Here is a 20873-nt window from a genome sequence, read left to right on the forward strand (position 1 = left end):
GTGCGAGTAGCGCAATCCTGGTTGACCGAGATCCTCGACCGGGCCAATCCCGGCTGGTCGGTGACTCCCGAGGAGTTGGACGCGGGTTTCGTGCGCGTCGGACTCGAGGTGGAAGAGGTCGACCCGTTGCATCCGGTCGACGGTCCGTTGGTGGTCGGCCGAGTGGCCGACATCGAGGAACTCACCGAGTTCAAGAAGCCGATCCGGTTCTGTCAGGTCGACGTCGGTGAAGCAGAGCCGCGTGGAATCGTCTGCGGCGCACGGAACTTCTCGGTGGGCGACCTGGTCGTCGTTGCCCTGCCCGGCGCCGTGCTTCCGGGTGGCTTCGAGATCGCGTCGCGCAAGACCTACGGTCGCGTCTCGGACGGCATGATCTGCTCGGTCGCCGAACTCGGTGTCGGCAAGGACCATTCGGGGATTTTGGTCCTCGAACCCGGGACCGCGAAGCCGGGATCCGACGGCAACGAGTTGCTCGGTCTCGGCGACACCATCATCGAACTCAACATCACCCCCGACCGCGGCTATTGCTTCTCTCTTCGTGGCCTCACCCGTGAACTCGCGTGCGGTTTCGACCTTGAATTCGCCGACCCTGCAATCGAACTCGCGCAGAACGCCAAGGGCGAAGCGTGGCCCGTGACGGTCGAGCCCGATTCCGGCGCGACGCGATTCGCGCTGCGCAGGGTCACCGGGATCGACCCACAGGCGACGAGTCCGTGGTGGTTGCAACGCCGTCTGCTGTTGTCGGGCGTGCGGCCGATTTCGCCTGCGGTCGACGTCACCAACTACGTGATGCTCGAGCTCGGCCAGCCGCTGCACGCGTTCGATGCTGCAAAGCTCAACGGCGGGTTGGTCGTTCGTCGCGCGACAGCGGGAGAGAAGCTGTCCACTCTCGACGATGCGGAGCGAGTGCTCGACGTGGAAGACGTCGTCATCGCAGACGACACCGGCGTGATCTCACTTGCAGGGGTGATGGGTGGCGCGACGACAGAGGTCGGCGGCGAGTCGACCGACATCCTGCTCGAGGCAGCGACCTGGAATCCACTGGCGATCTTCCGCACTGCCCGCCGGCACAAGCTGTCGTCGGAGGCCTCGAAACGATTCGAGCGCGTCGTAGACCCCGCCCTCAACATTGCCGCGCTCGATCGTGCCGCCTCCCTGCTGGTCGAGATCGCCGGTGGCACAGTGGAAGACGTCCTCACCGATGTCGGTGGCGCGCCTGCAGCACGTCCGTCGATCAAGATCGCGGCCGATCTCCCGGACCGCATCGCTGGAGTGTCCTACCCGGCAGGCACGACGGTCAGTCGTCTTACGCAAATCGGTTGCGCCGTCAAGGGAAAGGGCACGCTGGCGGTCACGCCGCCGTCGTGGCGGCCCGATCTCGTCCAGCCGGCCGACCTCGTCGAGGAAGTGCTGCGGCTCGAAGGGCTGGAGCAGATTCCGTCAGTGCTGGTCGCGGCGCCGCCCGGTCGCGGTTTGACCGCGGCCCAGCGACGGCGGCGCGCGCTCGGCCGTGCCCTCGCCTTCGAAGGTTTCGTCGAGGTACCCCCGCCGGTGTTTCTGCCGACGGGCGTGTTCGATATCTGGGGGCTCGACCGGGACGATCCGAGGCGCCACACCGCCCGCGTGCTGAATCCGCTGGAAGCGGACCGACCCGAATTGGCAACGACCCTGCTACCCGGTTTGCTCGAAGTGGCCGGCCGCAATATCGCTCGGGGCCAGCGTGACCTGTCGATCTTCGGGATCGCGCAGGTCGTGCAGCCCGGTCCGAACACCCGTGCCGTGGATCCGCTGCCTGTCGATCGCCGACCCACCGACGACGAGATCGCGGTCCTGAAAGCCTCGTTGCCTGCGCAGCCCGTCCACATCGCGGGCGTCTTGACCGGTGATCGCGAACCGCGAGGCCCGTGGGGGCCAGGTCGGCCTGCCCAAGCCGAAGACGCGTTCGCGGCCGTCGAAGCAATTGCGTTGACCGCTGGCGTCACCATCGAACGGCAGGCTGCCCAGCAGCTGCCGTGGCATCCCGGCAGGTGCGCAGCGCTGCTCGTCGACGGTGTCGTCGTCGGTCACGCAGGGGAACTGCACCCTGCGGTGCTCGAGCGGTCGCATCTGCCGCGTCGGACGTGTGCGTTCGAACTCGATCTCGATGCGCTGCCGATCGTCGAATCCCTGCCTGCACCTGCTGTTTCCCCGTTCCCTGCCGTGCTGCAGGACGTGTCGGTGGCGGTCGACAAGTCGGTTCCCGCGTCCGTGGTCGAGGCAGCGCTGCTGTTCGGTGCAGGCGATCTGCTCGAGGACATCAGACTGTTCGACGTCTACGAGGGCGAGCAGCTCGGCGGCCGCAAGTCGCTCACGTTCGCGCTGCGCATCCGCGCCCACGACCGCACCCTCACCGAAGACGAGGCCAGCGCGGTCCGGGATGCGGCCGTTGCTGCCGCGGCCACAGCTGTCGGCGCCGAACTCCGGAGCTGAGTAGCCTGGGCGTCGTGGTGGACAACAGCGACGCACTCGCATGGTTACGTACTTTGACCGACCAAGAACTGCGGGATGTGGTGCGAGACGTCACGGCGGATCGACCCGGTCTCGCGGCATTGCATGCGGCGGCGGTCGGGAATGTGCCACCGCCGGTGCAGCTTCCGGCTGTGGCACCTGCGCCGGTGATCGCGCCTACGGTCCAGGCACCTGCGCCTGACTACACCGACGCCGGTGTTCCTACGCTCGATCGCGTCCGCGACAAGATCGACCAACGCTTCGGCACTTCGCTGGGCCGCCGCGAACTCGACAAGTCGACTCCTGCAGGTCAGTCGCTGCAAGAGCAGTGGGATGCACGCGAAAAGGCCGGTCGTGAGCGGCTGGAAGAGATTCGCCGCTCCGTGCACGGCACCGAAGACAAGCCGAAGGGCACCGAGTGACCGCGGATCCGAAGGAGTTGGCCGATCGGCTGCTCGACGCCCAGGTCGAGTTCGTACTCGCAGAGCTGACGGGCGAACGCTTCAAAGACGTCGTGGCACGCGACGTTGCCGACGTCCTTGCGGTGGCCGACACGATGATCGTCTCCGAGGTCGTCGACAGCGCGATGGTCAAGGCCGTTGGTCATCGACTCACAGACGCGGTCGGCGGCAGCGACATCATCGAGGATATGACGGTCGCCGTCGCGGACGCGATCTACGACATGGCCGCCAGCGACGAGTACACCCTCGGCGACGTAGTCGACCGCGAGCCGGTCGCGGCGTTGATCGAGAAGTTCCTGACGATGAACACGCTGCACGATCGTGCGCTGGAGCGACTGACCGAAAGCCCGCTGGTCGCCAACATCGCGTCGTCCTTCGTAAACAAGATTGTCGCGGACTTCATGGCAGCCAACCGTGCTCGGGCCGAGAAGGTGCCTGGCATGTCGGCTGTGCTGAAGATGGGGAAGGGTGCGGCAACCAAGGTCCGGAGTGCGGGTGATCGACACTTCGAGGGGTTCCTCGGCGACGTCGCTGGAAGGGGCGCTCAATTTGCGTTGCGCCGCACCAACAATGCAATTCGAGAGCTCATTCACGACGCCCCGCTGCACGACGCGGCCATGGAGTTCTGGGATCTGCATGCCGACGAGCCGGTCAGCGGACTCCGCGAGTACCTGACCCAGACGGACCTGCGCGAGCTGGTTGTGATCATTCACGAGATCGCGAGGACCTCGCGCAACAAGGAGTACATCGGTCACGCTATCGACGCGGGCATCGACGTCTTCTTCGAGAAGTACGGTTCGCATACCCTTGCCGGACTTTTGGTCGAGGTCGGGATCAGCGCAGACGAGGTCGTCACCGACATCGTCGCCTTCGCCCCGCCCATCCTCGAGGCAGCGAAGTCGGATGGCGTTCTCGCGGCCCAGATCCGGTCACGGTTGGCTCCGTTTTTCACCTCCGACGCGACCTTGGCCTTGCTTTCCGACGCAGGTGCGGCCGCTATCGTGACCTCATGACTCGAGCCGTACGCGCCGTCTTCGTTGCAGCACTCGCCACAGTGGTGATGGGTGCGTGCACGACGGCAGCGCAGACCGCGCCCGCACCTTTGCCGGAGAAGCTCCCGCTCGGCGCCGTCGTCGTTCTCGATCCAGGGCACAACGGTGGCGGTACGCCAGCGGAGCTGAATCGGCAGGTGCCGACCGGTCGCGGTGGGACGAAGGCGTGCAACACCAGCGGTACCTCGACGAACACCGGCTACTCCGAGCATGCGTTCACCTTCGACGTCGCGAACCGAGTCCGCGATCTGCTCACGCTGCGCGGCGTTCAGGTGATCATGACCCGAAACTCCGACGACGGCGTCGGACCGTGCGTCGACGAACGGGCGGCGATCGGCAACCGTGCCAACGCGGCTGCGGTGGTCTCCATCCATGGGGACGGCAACGATTCCGCGGATGCGCGCGGCTTCCATGTCGCCTACTCGGCACCCCCGCTCAACGACGCTCAGGGTGAGCCGTCGATTCGGCTCGCGACCACGCTGCGCGACGCATTGGCGGGCGCAGGATTCGTGCCATCCAACTACGTCGGGTCCAATGGGTTGAATCCACGTGAGGATCTGGCCGGTCTGAATCTGTCCGAGCGCCCGTCTGCACTCATCGAATGCGCCAATATGCGCGATCCGATCGAGGCCGCGATCTTGTCGTCGCCCGACGGCAGGCAGCACTACGCAGAGGTCATCGCGAACGGGATCGTGGCCTTCCTCGGCTGAGTGCGGAGTTTCAGGCACCATTCTATGAATGAGCTTGCATGATGGTGCATAATAAATCGCATGGGAGATTGGACGCCTGAAAGCCCAGGCACCGTTGCGATCGCAGGAGCGAGCGGCTACGCCGGTGGCGAGATCCTGCGACTGTTGTTGGGCCACCCCGCATACCAGAGCGGTGCATTGACCATCGGCGCGCTGACGGCGGGCGGAAACGCAGGCAGCACGCTCGGCGAGCACCATCCGCACCTGTTGCCGATCGCCGATCGCGTGCTGTCGGCGACCACGCTCGACGAGCTTGCGGGGCACGACGTCGTCTTCCTCGGCCTTCCGCACGGGAATTCCGCGGAGATTGCCAAGGCGCTTCCGGAGTCGACCGTCATCATCGACTGCGGTGCGGACTTCCGATTGACCGACGCCGCTGCGTGGGAGCGCTACTACGGCAGTGCGCATGCGGGTAGCTGGCCCTACGGTCTTCCCGAGCTTCCGGGTGGCCGGGAGAAGCTGGTCGGCGCAACGAGAATCGCGGTGCCGGGGTGCTACCCGACGGCAGCGAGTCTCGCGATGGCTCCCGCCGTTGCTGCGGGAATCGTGGAGCCGCGCATCAATGTCGTTGCGGTCAGCGGCGCGTCCGGCGCAGGGCGCGCGCCCAAAGCCAATTTGTTGGGCGCCGAGGTGATGGGGTCGGTGCGGGCGTACGGCGTCGGGGGAGTGCATCGGCACACGCCCGAGATCATCCAAAACCTGGGCGCTCTGACGGATTCGACTGTCACCGTGTCGTTTACTCCGGTCCTTGTGCCGATGCCTCGTGGCATCCTCGCGACCTGCACCGCGCCGACGACGGCGACGCTGGCAGAGGCGCGTGCGGTGTACGAAAAGGCATACGCCGACGAGCCTTTTGTCCACGTCCTTCCGGAAAACCAGTTCCCACAGTCCGGTTCGGTGGTGGGATCGAACGCGGCAGTGCTCGGCGTGGCGGTCGACGAGGGCGCAGGCCTGCTCGTCGTGATCGCCGCGATCGACAACCTCACCAAAGGCACGGCCGGCGCTGCAATTCAGTCCATGAACCTCGCCCTCGGTTTCCCCGAAACCGATGGGCTCTCGACGGTGGGAGTAGCTCCTTGAACGGCAAATTGCTTCGCACGCAAGGCGTCACCGCTCCTGCCGGCTTTCGAGCCGCGGGTATCAAGGCCGGAATCAAGAAGAGTGGTAAGGCGGACTTGGCGCTCGTCTTCAACGAGGGCCCGGAGACTGCGGCCGCCGGTGTGTTCACCTCCAACAAGGTCAAAGCTGCGCCGGTGTTGTGGTCGCAGCAGGTCCTTACGACCGGTCGGGTCCGCGCGGTCGTCCTCAATTCCGGCGGGGCGAATGCCTGTACGGGCGCGCCGGGCTTCCAGGACACCCACCGGACCGCTGAGGAACTGGCTGCCGCACTGAGCAATTGGGGGACCGAGACCGGCGCGATCGAGGTCGCCGTCTGCTCGACCGGGTTGATCGGCGATCGGCTGCCGATGGAGAAGTTGGTGCCTGGCCTCACCGAGATCGTGCATGAACTTGCGGGCGGAATCTCGGGCGGCACCGACGCGGCGCACGCCATCATGACCACCGACACCGTCGCCAAGGAAGCCGCGTTCCATCACGACGGAAAATGGGTCGTCGGCGGAATGGCGAAGGGTGCAGGCATGTTGGCGCCTGCCCTGGCAACCATGCTGTCGGTGATCACGACCGACGCGGTCGCGACCACCGAGCAACTGAACCAAGCGCTACGCGCGGCAACTCGCCTGACCTTCGACCGCCTCGACGTCGACGGCGCATCGTCGACGAACGACACTGTGCTGCTGCTGAGTTCGGGCGCCAGTGGCGTGGAGCCGTCGCAAGAAGACCTCGACGCCGCCGTGCTGGCCGTCTGTGACGACCTCGCCGCTCAGATGATGGCCGACGCCGAGGGCGTCACCAAACGAGTCCGCGTCACCGTGACCGGCGCGGCGACCGAGGACGAGGCCGTCGCGGCCGCTCGAACGGTCGCGCGGGACAGCCTGGTCAAGACCGCGTTGTTCGGCTCCGACCCGAACTGGGGACGGGTGATGGCTGCCATCGGCATGGCCCCGATCACGCTCGACCCGGACCGGATCTCGGTGTCGTTCAACGGCAATCCCGTGTGCATCGATGGCGTCGGTGCACCGGGCGCTCGCGAGGTCGACCTGACCGGCGAAGACATCCACCTGGTGATCAGCCTCGGCATCGGCGATGCCGAGGCGACCATCCGGACCACGGACCTCAGTCATGCGTACGTCGAGGAGAATTCGGCCTACAGCTCATGACCAGCATCGAGTCGCTGACTGCGAGTCAGAAGGCCTACGTTCTGGCCGAAGCACTGCCGTGGTTGCAGCAGTTCACCGGCAAGATCGTCGTCGTCAAATACGGCGGGAATGCCATGGTCGATGACGGGCTGAAGCGCGCATTCGCCGAGGACATGGTGTTTCTGCGGACCATCGGCGTGTTGCCGGTGGTCGTGCACGGCGGTGGACCGCAAATCAGTGCGATGCTGAAAAAGCTTGGTATGCAAGGTGAATTCAAGGGCGGGTTCCGCGTCACGACGCCCGAGGTGATGGACGTCGTCCGCATGGTGTTGTTCGGCCAGGTCGGTCGCGAGTTGGTCGGGTTGATCAACTCGCACGGTCCGTATGCGGTGGGCATCTCGGGGGAAGACGCGCACCTGTTCACCGCTACCCGCCGGACGGTGTTGGTCGACGGCACCCCGACCGACGTCGGACTGGTCGGCGATGTCACGACCGTCTCGCCCGATGCGGTTCTCGATCTCATCGGCGCCGGCCGCATTCCCGTCGTCTCGTCGATCGCACCGGATGTCGACGGCATCGTGCACAACATCAACGCCGACACCGCGGCTGCAGCGCTCGCCGAGGGCATCGGCGCCGAGAAGTTGATCGTGCTCACCGATGTCGAAGGCCTGTACACGAATTGGCCGGATCGCGGCTCGCTGACGTCGCGAATTGCGGCGGGTGCACTCGAAGAGCTGCTGCCGAACTTGGATTCCGGCATGGTGCCGAAGATGGAAGCGTGCCTGCGTGCTGTCCAAGGCGGGGTGCCTTCCGCGCACGTCATCGACGGTCGCGTGCCGCATTCGGTGCTGCTGGAGATGTTTACCGGAGAGGGAATCGGAACGATGGTGACACCCACATGAGCACCCAAGAGCTGCAGCAGCGCTGGGCCGGCGCGATGATGAACAACTACGGCACGCCGAAGGTGGCGCTCGTCCGTGGCGAGGGCGCGGTGCTCTACGACGCCGATGGCAAGGAATACCTGGACTTCCTGGGCGGCATTGCGGTCAACATCCTCGGCCACGCGCACCCGGCGATCATCGAAGCGGTCACCACGCAACTCGGCACGCTCGGCCATACGTCCAACTTCTACGCGACCGAGCCGGGAATCGCGTTGTCCGAGCAGCTCCTTGCACATGTAGGGGCCCCAGGCCGGGTGCTGCTGTGCAACTCCGGCACCGAGGCGAACGAGGCGGCGTTCAAGATCGCCCGGCTCACCGGACGGTTGAAAATCGTTGCGTGCGAAGAGGCTTTCCACGGCCGGACGATGGGCTCGCTCGCGCTGACCGGTCAACCGGCGAAACGTGCACCGTTCGAACCGATGCCGCCGGGCGTCGTTCATATTCCGTTCGGCGACATCGCAGCTCTGGAAGCAGCGGTCGACGACGAGACTGCCGCGGTGTTCCTCGAACCGATCCTCGGCGAGAGCGGCGTCGTCGTTCCGCCCGAGGGTTACCTGGCGGCGGCGCGGGAAATCACCACGCGCCATGGTGCTTTGCTCATCCTCGACGAGGTTCAGACCGGCATCGGGCGCACAGGCTGGTTCTACGCACACCAGGCTGCAGGCATCGTGCCGGATGTGATGACGCTGGCGAAAGGCCTCGGCGGTGGGTTGCCGATCGGTGCGTGCATCGCGACCGGACCCACCGCGGACCTGCTGCAGCCCGGTATGCACGGCACCACGTTCGGTGGCAATCCGGTCTGCGCCGCAGCAGCATTGGCGGTGCTGCGGACGATCGCCGACGACGACCTGATCTCGCATGCCGACTCGATCGGTAAGACGATCGCCACGGGGATCGAAGCAATCGGTCATCCGCTGGTCGATCATGTGCGCGGCGCCGGCCTGCTCATCGGTATCGTGCTCACGGCTGATGTCGCGGCACACGTCGACGCGGCTGCGCGCGAGGCCGGATTCCTGGTGAACCCGGCAAAGCCGGATGTGATTCGGCTCGCGCCACCACTGATCCTGACCGAAGCGCAGGCAAACACGTTCGTCGCCGCGCTCCCTGCGATTCTCGACAAGGCTGGGGAACAATGAGCGTGCGGCATTTTTTGAAAGACGACGACATCACGCCCGACGAGCAGGCTGAAATACTCGCTCTCGCGGCCGCACTCAAGCGCGAGCCGTTCTCGCACCGACCGCTGGAAGGTCCGCGCGCCGTCGGCGTCATCTTCGACAAGAACTCGACGCGCACGCGCTTCTCGTTCGAGGTCGGCATCGCGCAACTCGGCGGGCACGCCGTGATCGTCGACGGCAAGAGCACGCAACTCGGTCGTGAGGAAACGTTGCAGGACACCGGCAAGGTGCTCTCGCGCTATGTCGACGCAATCGTGTGGCGCACGTTCGGTCAGAACCGACTCGAGGAGATGGCAACCGGTGCAACCGTTCCCATCGTGAACGCGTTGTCCGACGATTATCACCCGTGCCAGATCCTCGCCGACCTGCAAACGCTCGCAGAGCGCAAAGGCGAGCTGAAGGGTCTGCGGATGACCTACCTGGGCGACGGCGCAAACAACATGGCGCACTCGTTGCTGCTCGGTGGCGTCACCGCAGGTATCGACGTGACCGTCGCTGCGCCGGAAGGCTTCATCCCTGCGCCGCACGTGCTCGAAGCAGTCCGAGCCCGGGCCGCCGAAACGGGTGCAAAGGCGACCGTCACGACTGATCCGATCGCGGCGGTCGACGGTGCGGACGTCTTGGTGACCGACACCTGGACCTCGATGGGGCAGGAGAACGACGGACTCGACCGCGTCGGACCGTTCCGGCCGTACCAGATCAACGCAGCATTGCTCGCCAAGGCCGACCCCAACGCACTTGTCCTGCATTGCCTTCCCGCCCATCGGGGTGAAGAGATCACCGACGAGGTGATCGACGGGCCGCAGAGCGTCGTCTTGGACGAAGCCGAGAACCGACTGCACGCACAGAAGGCGTTGCTCGTGTGGTTGCTACAACAGCGAGACCTGCGATGACGGTCAATCCGGCGATCGCGCGAACACGAGCTGGACGGCAAGCCCGGATCGTCGAGCTGCTCTCGGCGAACGCGGTCCGTAGCCAGACCGAGCTTGCGGCGCTGCTGTCCGAGGAAGGCATCGAAACCACGCAGGCAACGCTGTCTCGGGACCTCGAAGAACTCGGTGCGATGAAATTGCGGGCCGCAGACGGCGGGGGTGGCGTCTATGTCGTCCCCGAGGATGGCAGCCCCGTGCGCGGGGTGTTCGGCGGTACCGACCGGGTGGCACGGTTGCTGTCGGAGTTGCTGGTTTCGACCGATGCCAGCGGAAATCTTGCGGTATTGCGTACTCCGCCCGGGGCGGCGCACTACCTGGCGAGCGCATTGGACCGCGCATCTTTGCCGGACGTTGTCGGAACGATTGCTGGGGATGACACCATTCTCGTAATCGCGCGCGAACCGACCACCGGCGCGCAGCTCGCCGCGAAAATCGAAGACTTGGCCTGAACGCAAAGAAGGAGCACAAAACAATGACCGAGCGCGTCGTACTCGCCTACTCGGGCGGGTTGGACACATCCGTCGCCATCAGCTGGATCGGCAAGGAGACGGGGGCCGAAGTGGTCTGTGTCGCCATCGATCTCGGTCAGGGCGGCGAGGACATGTCCGTCATCCGGCAGCGCGCCCTCGACTGCGGCGCGGTCGAGTCCGTGGTGATGGATGCACGCAACGAGTTCGCGGACGAGTACTGCCTGCCGACCATCAAGGCCAACGGCCTCTACATGGACCGTTACCCTCTCGTCTCGGCCATCAGTCGTCCGCTGATCGTGAAGCACCTCGTCACGGCTGCCCGGACGCACGGCGGAACCGTTGTGGCCCACGGCTGCACAGGTAAGGGCAACGACCAGGTCCGCTTCGAGGTGGGATTCAATACGCTCGCGCCTGACCTGCAGGTTCTCGCGCCGGTCCGCGACTACGCGTGGACCCGGGAGAAGGCGATTGCCTTTGCCGAAGAGAACAACATCCCGATCAACGTGACGAAGAAGTCGCCGTTCTCGATCGACCAGAACGTGTGGGGCCGCGCGGTCGAGACGGGCTTCCTCGAGGACCTCTGGAACGCGCCGACGAAGGACGTCTACGACTACACCGTCGACCCGACGGTCAACTTCAATGCACCCGACGAGCTGATCATCTCGTTCAAGCAAGGCAAGCCGGTCGCGATCGACGGCCGCGAGGTCAGCGTGCTCGAGGCGATTCAGGAACTCAACACTCGCGCTGGTGCGCAGGGCGTCGGCCGCCTCGACGTGGTCGAGGACCGGCTCGTCGGCATCAAGAGCCGCGAGATCTACGAAGCTCCCGGCGCGATGGTGCTGATCACCGCGCACCAGGAGCTCGAGCACGTCACCCTCGAACGTGAACTCGGCCGCTACAAGCGTCAGATGGAGCAGCGCTGGGGCGAGCTGGTGTACGACGGCCTGTGGTTCTCGCCGCTGAAGAACGCGCTGGAGGCCTTCGTCGCGAATACGCAGGAGCACGTCACCGGCGACATCCGGCTGGTACTGCACGCGGGCGGCATCATCGTCAACGGCCGTCGCAGCAAGGAATCGCTCTACGACTTCAACCTGGCGACCTACGACGAGGGCGACACCTTCGACCAGTCGGCGGCCAAGGGATTCGTTCAGCTGCACGGACTTTCGTCCAAGATTGCGGCCAAGCGGGATCGCGGGCAGTGACCTCCTCGACCAACACCGGCGCGCTGTGGGGCGGGCGCTTTGCGTCCGGTCCCGCGGCGGCGATGGCGGCGCTGAGCAAGTCGACGCACTTCGACTGGGTGTTGGCGCCGTACGACATCCGAGCATCGAAGGCTCACGCCCGGGTGTTGAACTCGGCTGGGTTGCTCACTGACGCGGACTTGATTTCGATGCTCGACGGTCTCGACCGCCTTGCACGGGATGTCGAGTCGGGCGAGTTCGCCCCGGCCGAATCCGACGAGGACGTGCACGGCGCGCTGGAGCGCGGCCTCATCGACCGGGTCGGTGCCGAGCTCGGTGGGCGGCTGCGCGCTGGTCGTTCGCGCAACGATCAGGTCGCGACGCTCTTCCGGATGTGGCTGCGTGACGCGGTCCGGCGGGTAGCTGGGGGAGTGCTCGATGTCGTCGATGCCCTTGCAACGCAGGCTGCCGCGCATCCCGACGCGGTGATGCCCGGCAAGACGCATCTGCAGGCCGCTCAGCCCGTGCTGCTGGCGCATCACCTGCTTGCTCATGCGCATCCGTTGTTGCGTGATATTGCTCGCTTGCAAGACTTCGACAAGCGCGCCGCAATTTCGCCGTACGGATCGGGAGCCCTGGCGGGCAGCTCGCTCGGACTGGATCCCGACGCGATTGCCGCCGAGTTGAAGTTCGATGCGGCGGCAGACAACTCGATCGACGCGACCTCGTCGCGCGACTTCGCGGCAGAGGCGGCGTTCGTTCTCGCGATGATCGCGGTCGATCTGAGCCGCATGGCTGAGGAAGTGATCATCTGGAGTACGCCCGAATTCCGGTACGTCACGCTGGCCGACGCGTGGTCGACGGGCTCGTCGATCATGCCGCAGAAGAAGAACCCGGACGTCTCCGAACTCACCCGCGGAAAGGCGGGGCGGTTGATCGGCAACCTCACCGGTCTACTTGCGACGTTGAAGGCGCAACCTCTCGCCTACAACCGTGACCTGCAAGAAGACAAGGAGCCGCTGTTCGATTCGGTTGCCCAGCTCGAGCTGCTGCTACCCGCGATCGCCGGCTTGGTGTCGACGCTGACGTTCCACACGGACCGCATGGCCGAGCTCGCGCCTGCCGGCTTCACCTTGGCGACCGACATCGCCGAGTGGCTCGTCCGCAACGGCGTGCCGTTCCGCGTCGCGCACGAAGCGGCGGGCGCGTGCGTTCGGCAGGCCGAATCGCGCGGCGTCGGTCTCGACGAGTTGACCGACGAGGAGTTCGCGTCGATCGACCCGGCGTTGACGCCCGATGTTCGTGCGGTGCTCACGGTCGCGGGTTCGATCGCCTCGCGTGATGCCCGCGGTGGCACCGCCGGGATTCAAGTCGCGAAGCAACTCGGTGGAGTGCGGGAAACTGCGGTTGCCCATCGCCGATGGTCGGCTGACTCCGTGTGAGAAGCTCTAACGGACGTGCCAATACAGAGCCGAAAGGCCGCTGTTAGCTGGGAGTATGCCGTGGTGAGTTTGGATCCCGACAAGGTGATGGGACCGTTGCAGCGGTTGATCGCGACCGCGCAGAACGGGCTAGAGGTGATGCGGCTCGGCGGTCTCGACACGGGTGAGGTCGCCTCGCCTTTCGACGTTGTCGAGCGCAAGCGGATGTACAAGCTTCGCCACTATCATCCCGAGACCGAGGTCGGCACCCTGCCGCCGGTTTTGCTCGTTCCGCCGCTGATGGTGTCGGCCGATGTCTACGACGTCACCAGCGACGGGGCAGTCGGCATTCTGCACCGAGCCGGTCTCGATCCGTGGGTCGTCGACTTCGGCTCGCCTGCCACCGAAGAGGGCGGCTGGGAGCGCGACCTCGCCGATCACATTGTCGCCGTCAGCGACGCAATCGACGATATCCATCGGCGGACGAAGCGCGATGTCCACATCGCCGGTTATTCGCAGGGTGGCATGTTCACCTACCAAGCCGCGGCGTTCCGCAAGTGCGAGAACATCGCCAGCATCATGACGTTCGGCAGCCCGGTCGACGCGGCAGCCAACATGCCGCTCGGTGTTCCCGTCGAATTCGCCACCAAGGGCGCCGAGTTCCTCGCCGATCACGTGTTCAATCGCCTGTCGATCTCGGACACCATGGTCAAAACCGGCTTCCAACTGCTGGACCCGATCAAGACCGTCAAATCCCGCATCGATTTCGTCCGTCAGCTGCACGATCGTGAGGCGCTGCTGCCGCGCGAGCAGCAGCGGCGGTTCCTGTCCAACGAGGGCTGGGTCCCGTATTCGGGGCCGGCCATCGCCGACTTGCTCAAGCAGTTCGTGGTCGGCAATCGGATGATGTCCGGCGGCTTCGTGGTCCGCGATCAGGTCATCTCGCTGGCGGATCTGACGATCCCGATCCTGAGTTTCGTCGGCGAGGTCGACGATATCGGTCAGCCGGCAGCGGTTCGCGGCATTCGTCGTGCCGCGCCGAATGCCGAGGTGTTCGAGGCCGACATCCGGGCAGGTCATTTCGGACTCGTCGTCGGCACCAAGGCCGCGACCATCACGTGGCCGGCCGTCGCCGACTGGGTGCAATGGCGTGAGGATCTCGGTCCGCGACCCGAGCTGATCTACGAAATGAGCTATGACGAAGGCGCGTCGAGTCCGGGTTCGGCCGGTTCGAAATTCGCAGCGACGGCCACATCGGTCGTAGAAGTGACCGCAGGCATCGGTCGTGAGATCGCGAACATTGCCCAAGGTGCGTTCCGCGGGACGATCGGCATGTCGAGCGAAGCGGCCCGAGCACTGCCCCGGCTCGCGCGGTTGGGCCAGATTCAGCCGCACACGCAAATTTCTTTCGGTTCGTTGCTTGCCGAACAGGGCAGGCGGGCACCGTTGGGAGAGTGCTTCCTCTTCGACGATCGGGTCCACACGAACGCGGCCGTGAATACGCGTATCGACAACGTCGTTCGCGGCCTCATCAGTGTCGGCGTACGACCGTCTGCGCAAATTGGCGTGTTGATGGAGACTCGCCCCAGTGCCTTGGTCACGATCGCTGCCTTGTCGCGGCTGGGTGCCGTTGCGGTCCTGCTGCCTCCTGGTACGGACCTCCCGACTGCGATCGAATTGAGCGGTATCGACACGCTCGTCACCGATCCGAACAATCTCAAGAGCGCCGCAGCGACGGGCATCAAGGTGCTCGTCCTCGGTGGTGGTGAGCATCGCGGTCTCGATGTCGAGGTCGAGACGGTGATCGACCTCGAGCAGATCGATCCCGGCGCGGTCCGGATTCCGGCCTGGTACAAGCCGAATCCAGGGCTTGCGCGCGAACTCGCCTTCATCCTGGTAGCCGGTGTCGGCGACCGGATGGAGCTCAAACCCGTCACCAACCACCGCTGGGCGCTGTCGGCGTTCGGGACCGCGACGTCCGCCAATCTGGGCCGCCAGGACACGGTGTACTGTCTTGCGCCGCTGCATCATTCGTCGGGACTGTTGGTCAGCGTCGGTGGCGCGGTCGCGGGTGGTTCTCGGATCGCGCTCGGTCGCGGGCTCGATCCGGACAAGTTCGTGGAGGAGATCCACCGCTACGGCGTCACAGTCGTGACCTACACGTGGACGATGATGCGCGAGATTCTCGCTGCGGAGTCGCTCGCCATCGGGCGCGACCACCCGATTCGGCTGTTCATCGGTTCCGGCATGCCGGTCGGCCTGTGGTACGAGACGACCGAGCGGTTCAAGCCTGCGCGGGTCCTCGAGTTCTATGCGTCCATCGAGGGCGACGTCGTTCTGGCCAACGTCTCCGGTATCAAGGCTGGTTGCAAGGGGCGGCCGGTTCCGGGCACCGCTCACGTCGAACTCGCCGCCTACGACGCGGTTGCCGGAAAGTTCATCGAGCAGGACGACGGCTTCGTCCGCCGTTGCGAGACCGACGAGGTGGGCCTGCTGATGAGCAAGGCCGCGACCGACGGTGCCTTCGCCGGCGGTGCGGCGATGCGTGGGGTGTTCGATCGCGGCGACGCGTGGATCCCTACGGAGAATCTTTTCCGTCGTGACGCCGACGGTGACTACTGGCTGGTCGACAACAAGAAGACGGTGGTCAAGACCGCTCGCGGGCCGGTGTTCACGCAGCCGATCATCGACTTGCTCGACTCGATTCCCGAGGTCGACCTGGCCGTGGCGTACGGCGTCGAGGTCGGCGGCCGGACCCTCGCTGTCGCGGCGGTCACGCTGCACAAGGGTGCCGAATTGGAAGCGGACACAGTCACGTCGGCGATTCGCGAGCTTGCACCGGCCGACCGCCCGGACCTGGTTCACGTCGTCGACGAGATCGCCCTCAGCTCGACCTACCGGCCGAGCAACCGCGCTCTCGCGGCACGTGGCATGCCCGCACCGGGACCCACCACTTGGGCGTACGAACCGCACGATGGCGCATACAAGGAGCTGACAGCGGAGGTCGCGGCAATGCTCTTTCCAACCGAGTCCACGGGCTGACGTAGGGTCTGGGGCGTGGAATCCGAATTGGAGCTCGACCCGTTTCTGCTGAGCATTCTCGTGTGTCCGCAGGACAAAGGGCCTCTGCTGCTCGTTCGCGAGGACCAGCTGTTCTACAACCCGCGGCTGCGTCGCGCGTATCCGATCGAGAGCGGGATTCCGGTCCTGCTGATCGACGAAGCGCGCGACGTTGCCGACGATGCTCAGCACGAGGACTACGTCGCTCGGGGTACAAGCGCCTCAGGGTAGGTCGCCGGTCAGGTAGCGCTGGACGGTTGGGGCAACCAGCTCGACGAGTTCGTCGACCGACATCGATGCGATCGGTTCGATCTCTATGACCTTGCGGACGGTGAGCAAGCCGATCATCTGCGACGCGACAAGAGCAATGCGCTTCTGGCCCGAGCCTTTCGGGTTGTCGACGCGTTCGCGAACGTCCTTCAGCACGACTTCGAGCATGAAGGTGCGGAACAGCGTGGTGTCCCCGCCGCCGATCACACTTCTGAACGCGGCGAGTATGCCGATCCCTGCGGGCGAGTCCCAAGCGCCGACGACGGTCCGCAGCAGGTGCTCGCCGAGATTGTCCAGTGGCGCAGCTGCTATTGCCTGCAACACTATTCGCGGATCCATGGGTAGTTGGACGACGGCGACGAACAGCTCCTGCTTGGTGCCGAAGTAGTGGTGCACGAGTGCCGAGTCGACGCCTGCTTCGGCGGCGATCGACCGGATGGACGCTTTGTCGAAGCCGACTTCGCCGAATCGGACCCGTGCCGCGTTCAAGATCGCCTCACGAGTACCCGACTGGCCGGGCCGCCTTCCGGTTCGGGCCGGCTCAGCGGTGGCGCTTTCGGCCGTCATGGCGTCCGGCGGCGTAGGGTCGCCGCTGCCAGGCAGAGCGCGACGATGGCGAATCCGGCGACGACTGCGAGGTCCCGCCACATCTGCCCGGTCGCGCCAGTCTGGGTCGCGACCTGGTTCAGGGCGTCGACCGCGTAGCTGAGCGGAAGAACATTGCTGATCGCTTCGAGCCAGCCTGGCAACAAGTTTCGCGGCACGAGCAGCCCGCACAGGAAGAATTGCGGCAGGACGATGATCGGCATGAATTGCACGGCCTGGAACTCGGTTCGGGCAAATGCGCTCGCGAGCAGGCCGAGCGCCACTCCCAGCGCGGCGTCGACCATCGCAACGAGGATGACCAGCGCGACGCTGCCCTGCGAGGTCAAGCCGAGGAACCAGAAGGTCACCGTGCACGCGACGGCCGCCTGAATGGCAGCTGCGAACGAGAACGCCGATCCGTAGCCAGCGAGCAGGTCCAATTTCGACAATGGAGTGGTCATGAGGCGCTCGAGCGTTCCCGATGCGCGTTCGCGCTGCATGGCGATCGCGGTGATCAGGAACATCAGCACGAACGGGAGGATGCCGAGCATGCTGATCGCGACGCGATCGAACAGTCGCGGTTGATTCGGGGCACCCGGGTAGTTCTGATATATGAAGTACAGCAGGGTCATGAGGAGTGCCGGGACGGCGACGATCATGCCGACTGTTCGGTGATCTGCCTTGAGCTGCTCCAGGATTCGGACAGTTGTCGCGGCGTAGGCCTTGGCGTTCATGCTTATGCTCCACTACGAATGAGCGCGAGAAATGCGTTTTCCATACTTTCTTCACCCGTGCGCTCGCGCAGTTCGGCGGGTGGAAGTTCCGCGAGCAGTCGACCTTCGCGCATCAGCAGCAGTTGGTCGCAATGTTCGGCTTCGTCCATCACGTGGCTCGACACGAGCAGGGTAGAGCCCTTGGCGACTATCGCCGCAAAGCGTTCCCAAAGCTCAACTCGCAGAACGGGATCGAGTCCAACGGTGGGCTCGTCGAGAATCAGCAGCTCCGGCTCTGCGACCAGTGCGCACGCCAGTGAGACGCGGGTCTTTTGCCCGCCGGACAGCTCGTCTCCGCGTTGATCGGCGTAGGCCGTCAGGCCGACTGCATCGATTGCTTCTTGGACGCCGGCAGACGACTTACCGAACAGAGCGCCGAAGTAGGCAACGTTGCGGCGGATCGTCAGGTCCGGATAGATGCTGGGGGATTGGGTCACGTAGCCGACCTGCGAACGCAGCGACTTCGAGCCGGCGGGAGCGCCGAGCACGGTCAGCTCGCCTGATTCGACGATCTGGGTGCCGACGATGCTGCGCATCAGAGTGGTTTTTCCGCATCCAGACGGGCCGAGCAGGCCAGTGATCGAACCTCGCGGCACCGTCAGGCTGACGTCGCGCAGCACGGGGTTCTTACCTCTTTTGACGCTGAGATTTCGTATCACGATCGCGTCCGTACGGACGGTAGTGTCCATCGCTTGCTCCAATTCATCAGGTGATGAGTTCATCACGTAGTGAATTTATAGACCCTGCAACGGTGCAGGTCAAGAGGTCGGGCACAATCAGTGACGTGACTTTTCGAGAGTTCGATGGCGTCGATCCGGTGACCGCCGCCAGCCGGATCCTCGGGGGCACACTGTCGGCGAACGGGGTGGTCGTGCGCATCGTCGAGGTCGAGGCCTACGGGACCGATCCAGGCGGTCCGTGGCCGGATCCGGCATCGCATTCCTATCCGGGTCCGACTCGGCGCAATGCCGTGATGTTCGGCGATCCTGGGTGCCTGTACGTATATCTCAGTTACGGGATGCACCGGTGTCTCAACGTGACGTGTAGTCCGCCCGGTGTTGCGGGCGCGGTACTACTTCGATCCGCAGAGGTGGTCGACGGCGAGGACATCGCGTTCGCCCGCCGACCTACTGCTCGCCGGCCCGCGGACCTTGCTCGTGGGCCCGGGAATCTCGGCAATGCGCTCGGAATTGCGCTGGAAGACAACGGTTCCTGCCTGTTCGGAGCGGACGCTCGGATCCAGCTGTCGCTGGACCCTGTGACCGAGTGGGCCGCTGGTCCGCGGGTCGGGATCAGCACGGCGGCCGACCGGCCGTGGCGGCTGTGGCTGCCGGGATCGCCCGCGGTTTCGACGTACCGGCGAAGCCCACGTGCGCCCGGTGTGGGCCTTGCGGAAGGATCGACAGCGTGACCAACATCGTCGACGAATTGACCTGGCGCGGCCTGATCGCTCAGTCCACCGATATCGATGCGCTCCGCGCTGCGAGCGACGCCGGCGTCCTGACCGTCTATTCAGGTTTCGATCCGACCGCGCCGAGCCTGCATGCCGGTCACCTGGTGCCGCTGTTGATGTTGCGACGTTTTCAGCAAGCTGGGCATCGTCCGATCGTGTTGGCAGGTGGCGCAACAGGATTCATCGGCGATCCGCGCGACGTGGGGGAGCGGACGATGAACTCGGCGGATACGGTCGCCGAGTGGGCTGGGCGAATCCGTTCCCAGCTGGAGCGGTTCGTCGAGTTCGACGAGTCCCCGACGGGTGCAGTCATCGCCAACAACCTCGACTGGACCGGGCAGCTGAATGTCATCGACTTCTTGCGGGATGTCGGCAAGCACTTCTCGGTGAACGTCATGCTGTCGCGCGATGTCGTCAAACGTCGGCTGGACGGCGATGGCATCTCCTACACCGAATTCAGCTACATGCTGTTGCAGGCCAACGACTTTCTGCAGCTGTGGCGAAACCATGGCTGCAGCGTTCAGGTCGGTGGTTCCGATCAGTGGGGGAACATCATCGCCGGCGTCGACCTCGTTCGCCGCGTCGAAGGCGGGACTGCACACGCGGTGACTACACCGCTCGTCACATCCGCGGACGGTACGAAGCTGGGCAAATCGACAGGTGGCGGGAGCCTGTGGCTCGACCCAGAGATGACCAGTCCTTATGCGTGGTACCAGTACTTCGTGAACACGGCAGATGCCGATGTCATCCGCTACCTGCGGTGGTTCACCTTCCTGTCGGCCGACGAACTCGCCGAACTAGAGACGGCGACCACCGAGCGTCCGCACGCTCGTGAGGCCCAGCGCCGATTGGCTGCCGAGATGACGACGCTGGTGCACGGCGCAGAGAACACGCGAGCGGTGGAACTCGCGAGTCAAGCGTTGTTCGGTCGGGCAGAACTCGCCGAACTGGACGAACCGACCCTTGCCGCCGCATTGCGGGAGGCGTCGGTGGCGCAGCTGCGATCGGGGGAGCCGAGCACGATCGTCGATCTCCTCGTGAGCAGTGGACTGTGTGAGAGCAAAGGCGCCGCGCGTCGAGCGGTCAAGGAGGGTGGCGCGTCGGTCAACAACCAGCGCGTGAGCGACGAGGCGTGGGCGCCCGCACCTGCTGATTTTCTGCACGATCGTTGGCTCGTGGTGCGGCGCGGGAAGCGCAACTTCGCGGGTATCGAACTAGTGCCCTGAATCACATTGTTGTAATTCCGGTCGGCGATCGCGCACCTTACGCCGCTGAACTGGGATTTTCAGCCGCGACCAGGCGATTTGATTTGTTGTTCTCCGTCGCGTAACTTTCTTCAAGTCAGAGCGACACGGACACCGACCCGGACCGAAAGGCCTGGGAAACGAGGTTGGACGGTCGAGCGCTTTGAAAACCCGGAGTCATCGAACGTAAAGGTTCGAGCGCGTCTTTGACTCTTGGGGGTTGATTGGTTAGGCTGGAACGGTTGCCCCGGAGGACCCGCTGAGTGTGGGTGTGATGGTGTGTGCGTGTTCTTTGAGAACTCAACAGTGTGTCGATGAATGTCAGTGCCAATTAGTTATTGGTTTTGCTGTCTTTCTCATTCTT

At 64.9% G+C, this 20873-nt stretch carries 19 protein-coding genes; 16 read left to right on the plus strand and 3 right to left on the minus strand.

Features of this window, described 5'->3' with window-relative positions:
- The 14 genes from pheT (at position 1) to FGL95_RS09075 (ending at position 16415) form a co-directional block, all read left to right on the plus strand.
- Complete coding sequence (gene pheT / locus FGL95_RS09010; RefSeq protein ID WP_169585849.1) at positions 1–2469, plus strand: phenylalanine--tRNA ligase subunit beta; 2469 nt, start codon at positions 1–3, stop codon at positions 2467–2469.
- Between the two features lie 14 nt (positions 2470–2483).
- On the plus strand, positions 2484–2909 hold the full coding sequence (locus FGL95_RS09015) for a hypothetical protein (RefSeq protein WP_169585850.1): 426 nt from the start codon (positions 2484–2486) through the stop codon (positions 2907–2909).
- Positions 2906–3961 carry a hypothetical protein gene (locus FGL95_RS09020; RefSeq protein ID WP_169585851.1) on the plus strand — a complete coding sequence of 352 codons (1056 nt, stop codon included), beginning with the start codon at positions 2906–2908 and terminating at the stop codon, positions 3959–3961. Before FGL95_RS09015 ends, FGL95_RS09020 begins: the two co-directional genes overlap by 4 nt.
- Entirely contained in the window at positions 3958–4710 is a 753-nt protein-coding gene (locus tag FGL95_RS09025; RefSeq protein ID WP_169585852.1) for an N-acetylmuramoyl-L-alanine amidase family protein, read from the plus strand. The genes FGL95_RS09020 and FGL95_RS09025 overlap by 4 nt, the downstream gene beginning before the upstream one ends.
- 60 nt (positions 4711–4770) lie before the next feature.
- Positions 4771–5829 carry an N-acetyl-gamma-glutamyl-phosphate reductase gene (argC, locus tag FGL95_RS09030; RefSeq protein WP_169585853.1) on the plus strand — a complete coding sequence of 353 codons (1059 nt, stop codon included), beginning with the start codon at positions 4771–4773 and terminating at the stop codon, positions 5827–5829.
- Entirely contained in the window at positions 5826–7025 is a 1200-nt protein-coding gene (argJ, locus tag FGL95_RS09035) for a bifunctional glutamate N-acetyltransferase/amino-acid acetyltransferase ArgJ (RefSeq protein WP_169585854.1), read from the plus strand. Before argC ends, argJ begins: the two co-directional genes overlap by 4 nt.
- Positions 7022–7906, plus strand: coding sequence for an acetylglutamate kinase (gene argB / locus FGL95_RS09040; RefSeq protein ID WP_169585855.1), 885 nt, complete (start codon positions 7022–7024; stop codon positions 7904–7906). The genes argJ and argB overlap by 4 nt, the downstream gene beginning before the upstream one ends.
- On the plus strand, positions 7903–9081 hold the full coding sequence (locus FGL95_RS09045; RefSeq protein WP_169585856.1) for an acetylornithine transaminase: 1179 nt from the start codon (positions 7903–7905) through the stop codon (positions 9079–9081). Before argB ends, FGL95_RS09045 begins: the two co-directional genes overlap by 4 nt.
- Entirely contained in the window at positions 9078–10013 is a 936-nt protein-coding gene (argF, locus tag FGL95_RS09050; protein ID WP_169585857.1) for an ornithine carbamoyltransferase, read from the plus strand. Before FGL95_RS09045 ends, argF begins: the two co-directional genes overlap by 4 nt.
- Positions 10010–10501 carry an arginine repressor gene (locus tag FGL95_RS09055; protein ID WP_169585858.1) on the plus strand — a complete coding sequence of 164 codons (492 nt, stop codon included), beginning with the start codon at positions 10010–10012 and terminating at the stop codon, positions 10499–10501. The genes argF and FGL95_RS09055 overlap by 4 nt, the downstream gene beginning before the upstream one ends.
- A 23-nt stretch (positions 10502–10524) precedes the next feature.
- Positions 10525–11724, plus strand: a complete 1200-nt coding sequence (locus tag FGL95_RS09060; protein ID WP_169585859.1) for an argininosuccinate synthase — start codon at positions 10525–10527, stop codon at positions 11722–11724.
- Positions 11721–13145: an argininosuccinate lyase gene (gene argH / locus FGL95_RS09065; protein WP_169585860.1), complete on the plus strand. Its 1425-nt coding sequence runs from the start codon at positions 11721–11723 to the stop codon at positions 13143–13145. Before FGL95_RS09060 ends, argH begins: the two co-directional genes overlap by 4 nt.
- A gap of 63 nt (positions 13146–13208) precedes the next feature.
- Positions 13209–16166, plus strand: coding sequence for an AMP-binding protein (locus FGL95_RS09070; protein WP_420838030.1), 2958 nt, complete (start codon positions 13209–13211; stop codon positions 16164–16166).
- Between the two features lie 27 nt (positions 16167–16193).
- Positions 16194–16415: a Trm112 family protein gene (locus tag FGL95_RS09075; RefSeq protein WP_169585936.1), complete on the plus strand. Its 222-nt coding sequence runs from the start codon at positions 16194–16196 to the stop codon at positions 16413–16415.
- Here the strand turns inward: FGL95_RS09075 and FGL95_RS09080 are convergent.
- The 3 genes from FGL95_RS09080 to FGL95_RS09090 are packed head-to-tail and all read right to left on the minus strand — an operon-like array spanning position 16407 to position 18501.
- Complete coding sequence (locus tag FGL95_RS09080) at positions 16407–17021, minus strand: TetR/AcrR family transcriptional regulator (RefSeq protein WP_169585862.1); 615 nt, start codon at positions 17019–17021, stop codon at positions 16407–16409. The two genes, FGL95_RS09075 and FGL95_RS09080, sit on opposite strands and share 9 nt — an antisense overlap.
- Positions 17018–17773 carry an ABC transporter permease gene (locus FGL95_RS09085; RefSeq protein WP_169585863.1) on the minus strand — a complete coding sequence of 252 codons (756 nt, stop codon included), beginning with the start codon at positions 17771–17773 and terminating at the stop codon, positions 17018–17020. The genes FGL95_RS09080 and FGL95_RS09085 overlap by 4 nt, the downstream gene beginning before the upstream one ends.
- 2 nt (positions 17774–17775) lie before the next feature.
- Positions 17776–18501: an ABC transporter ATP-binding protein gene (locus FGL95_RS09090; protein ID WP_169585864.1), complete on the minus strand. Its 726-nt coding sequence runs from the start codon at positions 18499–18501 to the stop codon at positions 17776–17778.
- Between the two features lie 95 nt (positions 18502–18596).
- Here FGL95_RS09090 and FGL95_RS09095 point away from each other — a divergent pair, with 95 nt between their 5' ends.
- Positions 18597–19223, plus strand: a complete 627-nt coding sequence (locus tag FGL95_RS09095) for a DNA-3-methyladenine glycosylase (RefSeq protein ID WP_420838031.1) — start codon at positions 18597–18599, stop codon at positions 19221–19223.
- Positions 19220–20491: a tyrosine--tRNA ligase gene (gene tyrS / locus FGL95_RS09100; protein WP_338079769.1), complete on the plus strand. Its 1272-nt coding sequence runs from the start codon at positions 19220–19222 to the stop codon at positions 20489–20491. The genes FGL95_RS09095 and tyrS overlap by 4 nt, the downstream gene beginning before the upstream one ends.
- Positions 20492–20873: the final 382 nt, after the last annotated feature.

Source organism: Antrihabitans stalactiti (assembly GCF_012932915.1).
Classification (GTDB): domain Bacteria; phylum Actinomycetota; class Actinomycetes; order Mycobacteriales; family Mycobacteriaceae; genus Antrihabitans; species Antrihabitans stalactiti.

Excerpts from the sequence above, each read along its gene's own strand:
- FGL95_RS09025 (WP_169585852.1), top strand. The coding sequence starts at position 3,958 with ATGACTCGAGCCGTACGCGCCGTCTTCGTTGCAGCACTCGCCACAGTG.
- argC (WP_169585853.1), top strand. The coding sequence starts at position 4,771 with ATGGGAGATTGGACGCCTGAAAGCCCAGGCACCGTTGCGATCGCAGGA.
- argB (WP_169585855.1), top strand. The coding sequence starts at position 7,022 with ATGACCAGCATCGAGTCGCTGACTGCGAGTCAGAAGGCCTACGTTCTG.
- FGL95_RS09045 (WP_169585856.1), top strand. The coding sequence starts at position 7,903 with ATGAGCACCCAAGAGCTGCAGCAGCGCTGGGCCGGCGCGATGATGAAC.
- argF (WP_169585857.1), top strand. The coding sequence starts at position 9,078 with ATGAGCGTGCGGCATTTTTTGAAAGACGACGACATCACGCCCGACGAG.
- FGL95_RS09055 (WP_169585858.1), top strand. The coding sequence starts at position 10,010 with ATGACGGTCAATCCGGCGATCGCGCGAACACGAGCTGGACGGCAAGCC.
- FGL95_RS09060 (WP_169585859.1), top strand. The coding sequence starts at position 10,525 with ATGACCGAGCGCGTCGTACTCGCCTACTCGGGCGGGTTGGACACATCC.
- FGL95_RS09080 (WP_169585862.1), bottom strand. The coding sequence starts at position 17,021 with ATGACGGCCGAAAGCGCCACCGCTGAGCCGGCCCGAACCGGAAGGCGG.
- FGL95_RS09085 (WP_169585863.1), bottom strand. The coding sequence starts at position 17,773 with ATGAACGCCAAGGCCTACGCCGCGACAACTGTCCGAATCCTGGAGCAG.
- FGL95_RS09090 (WP_169585864.1), bottom strand. The coding sequence starts at position 18,501 with ATGGACACTACCGTCCGTACGGACGCGATCGTGATACGAAATCTCAGC.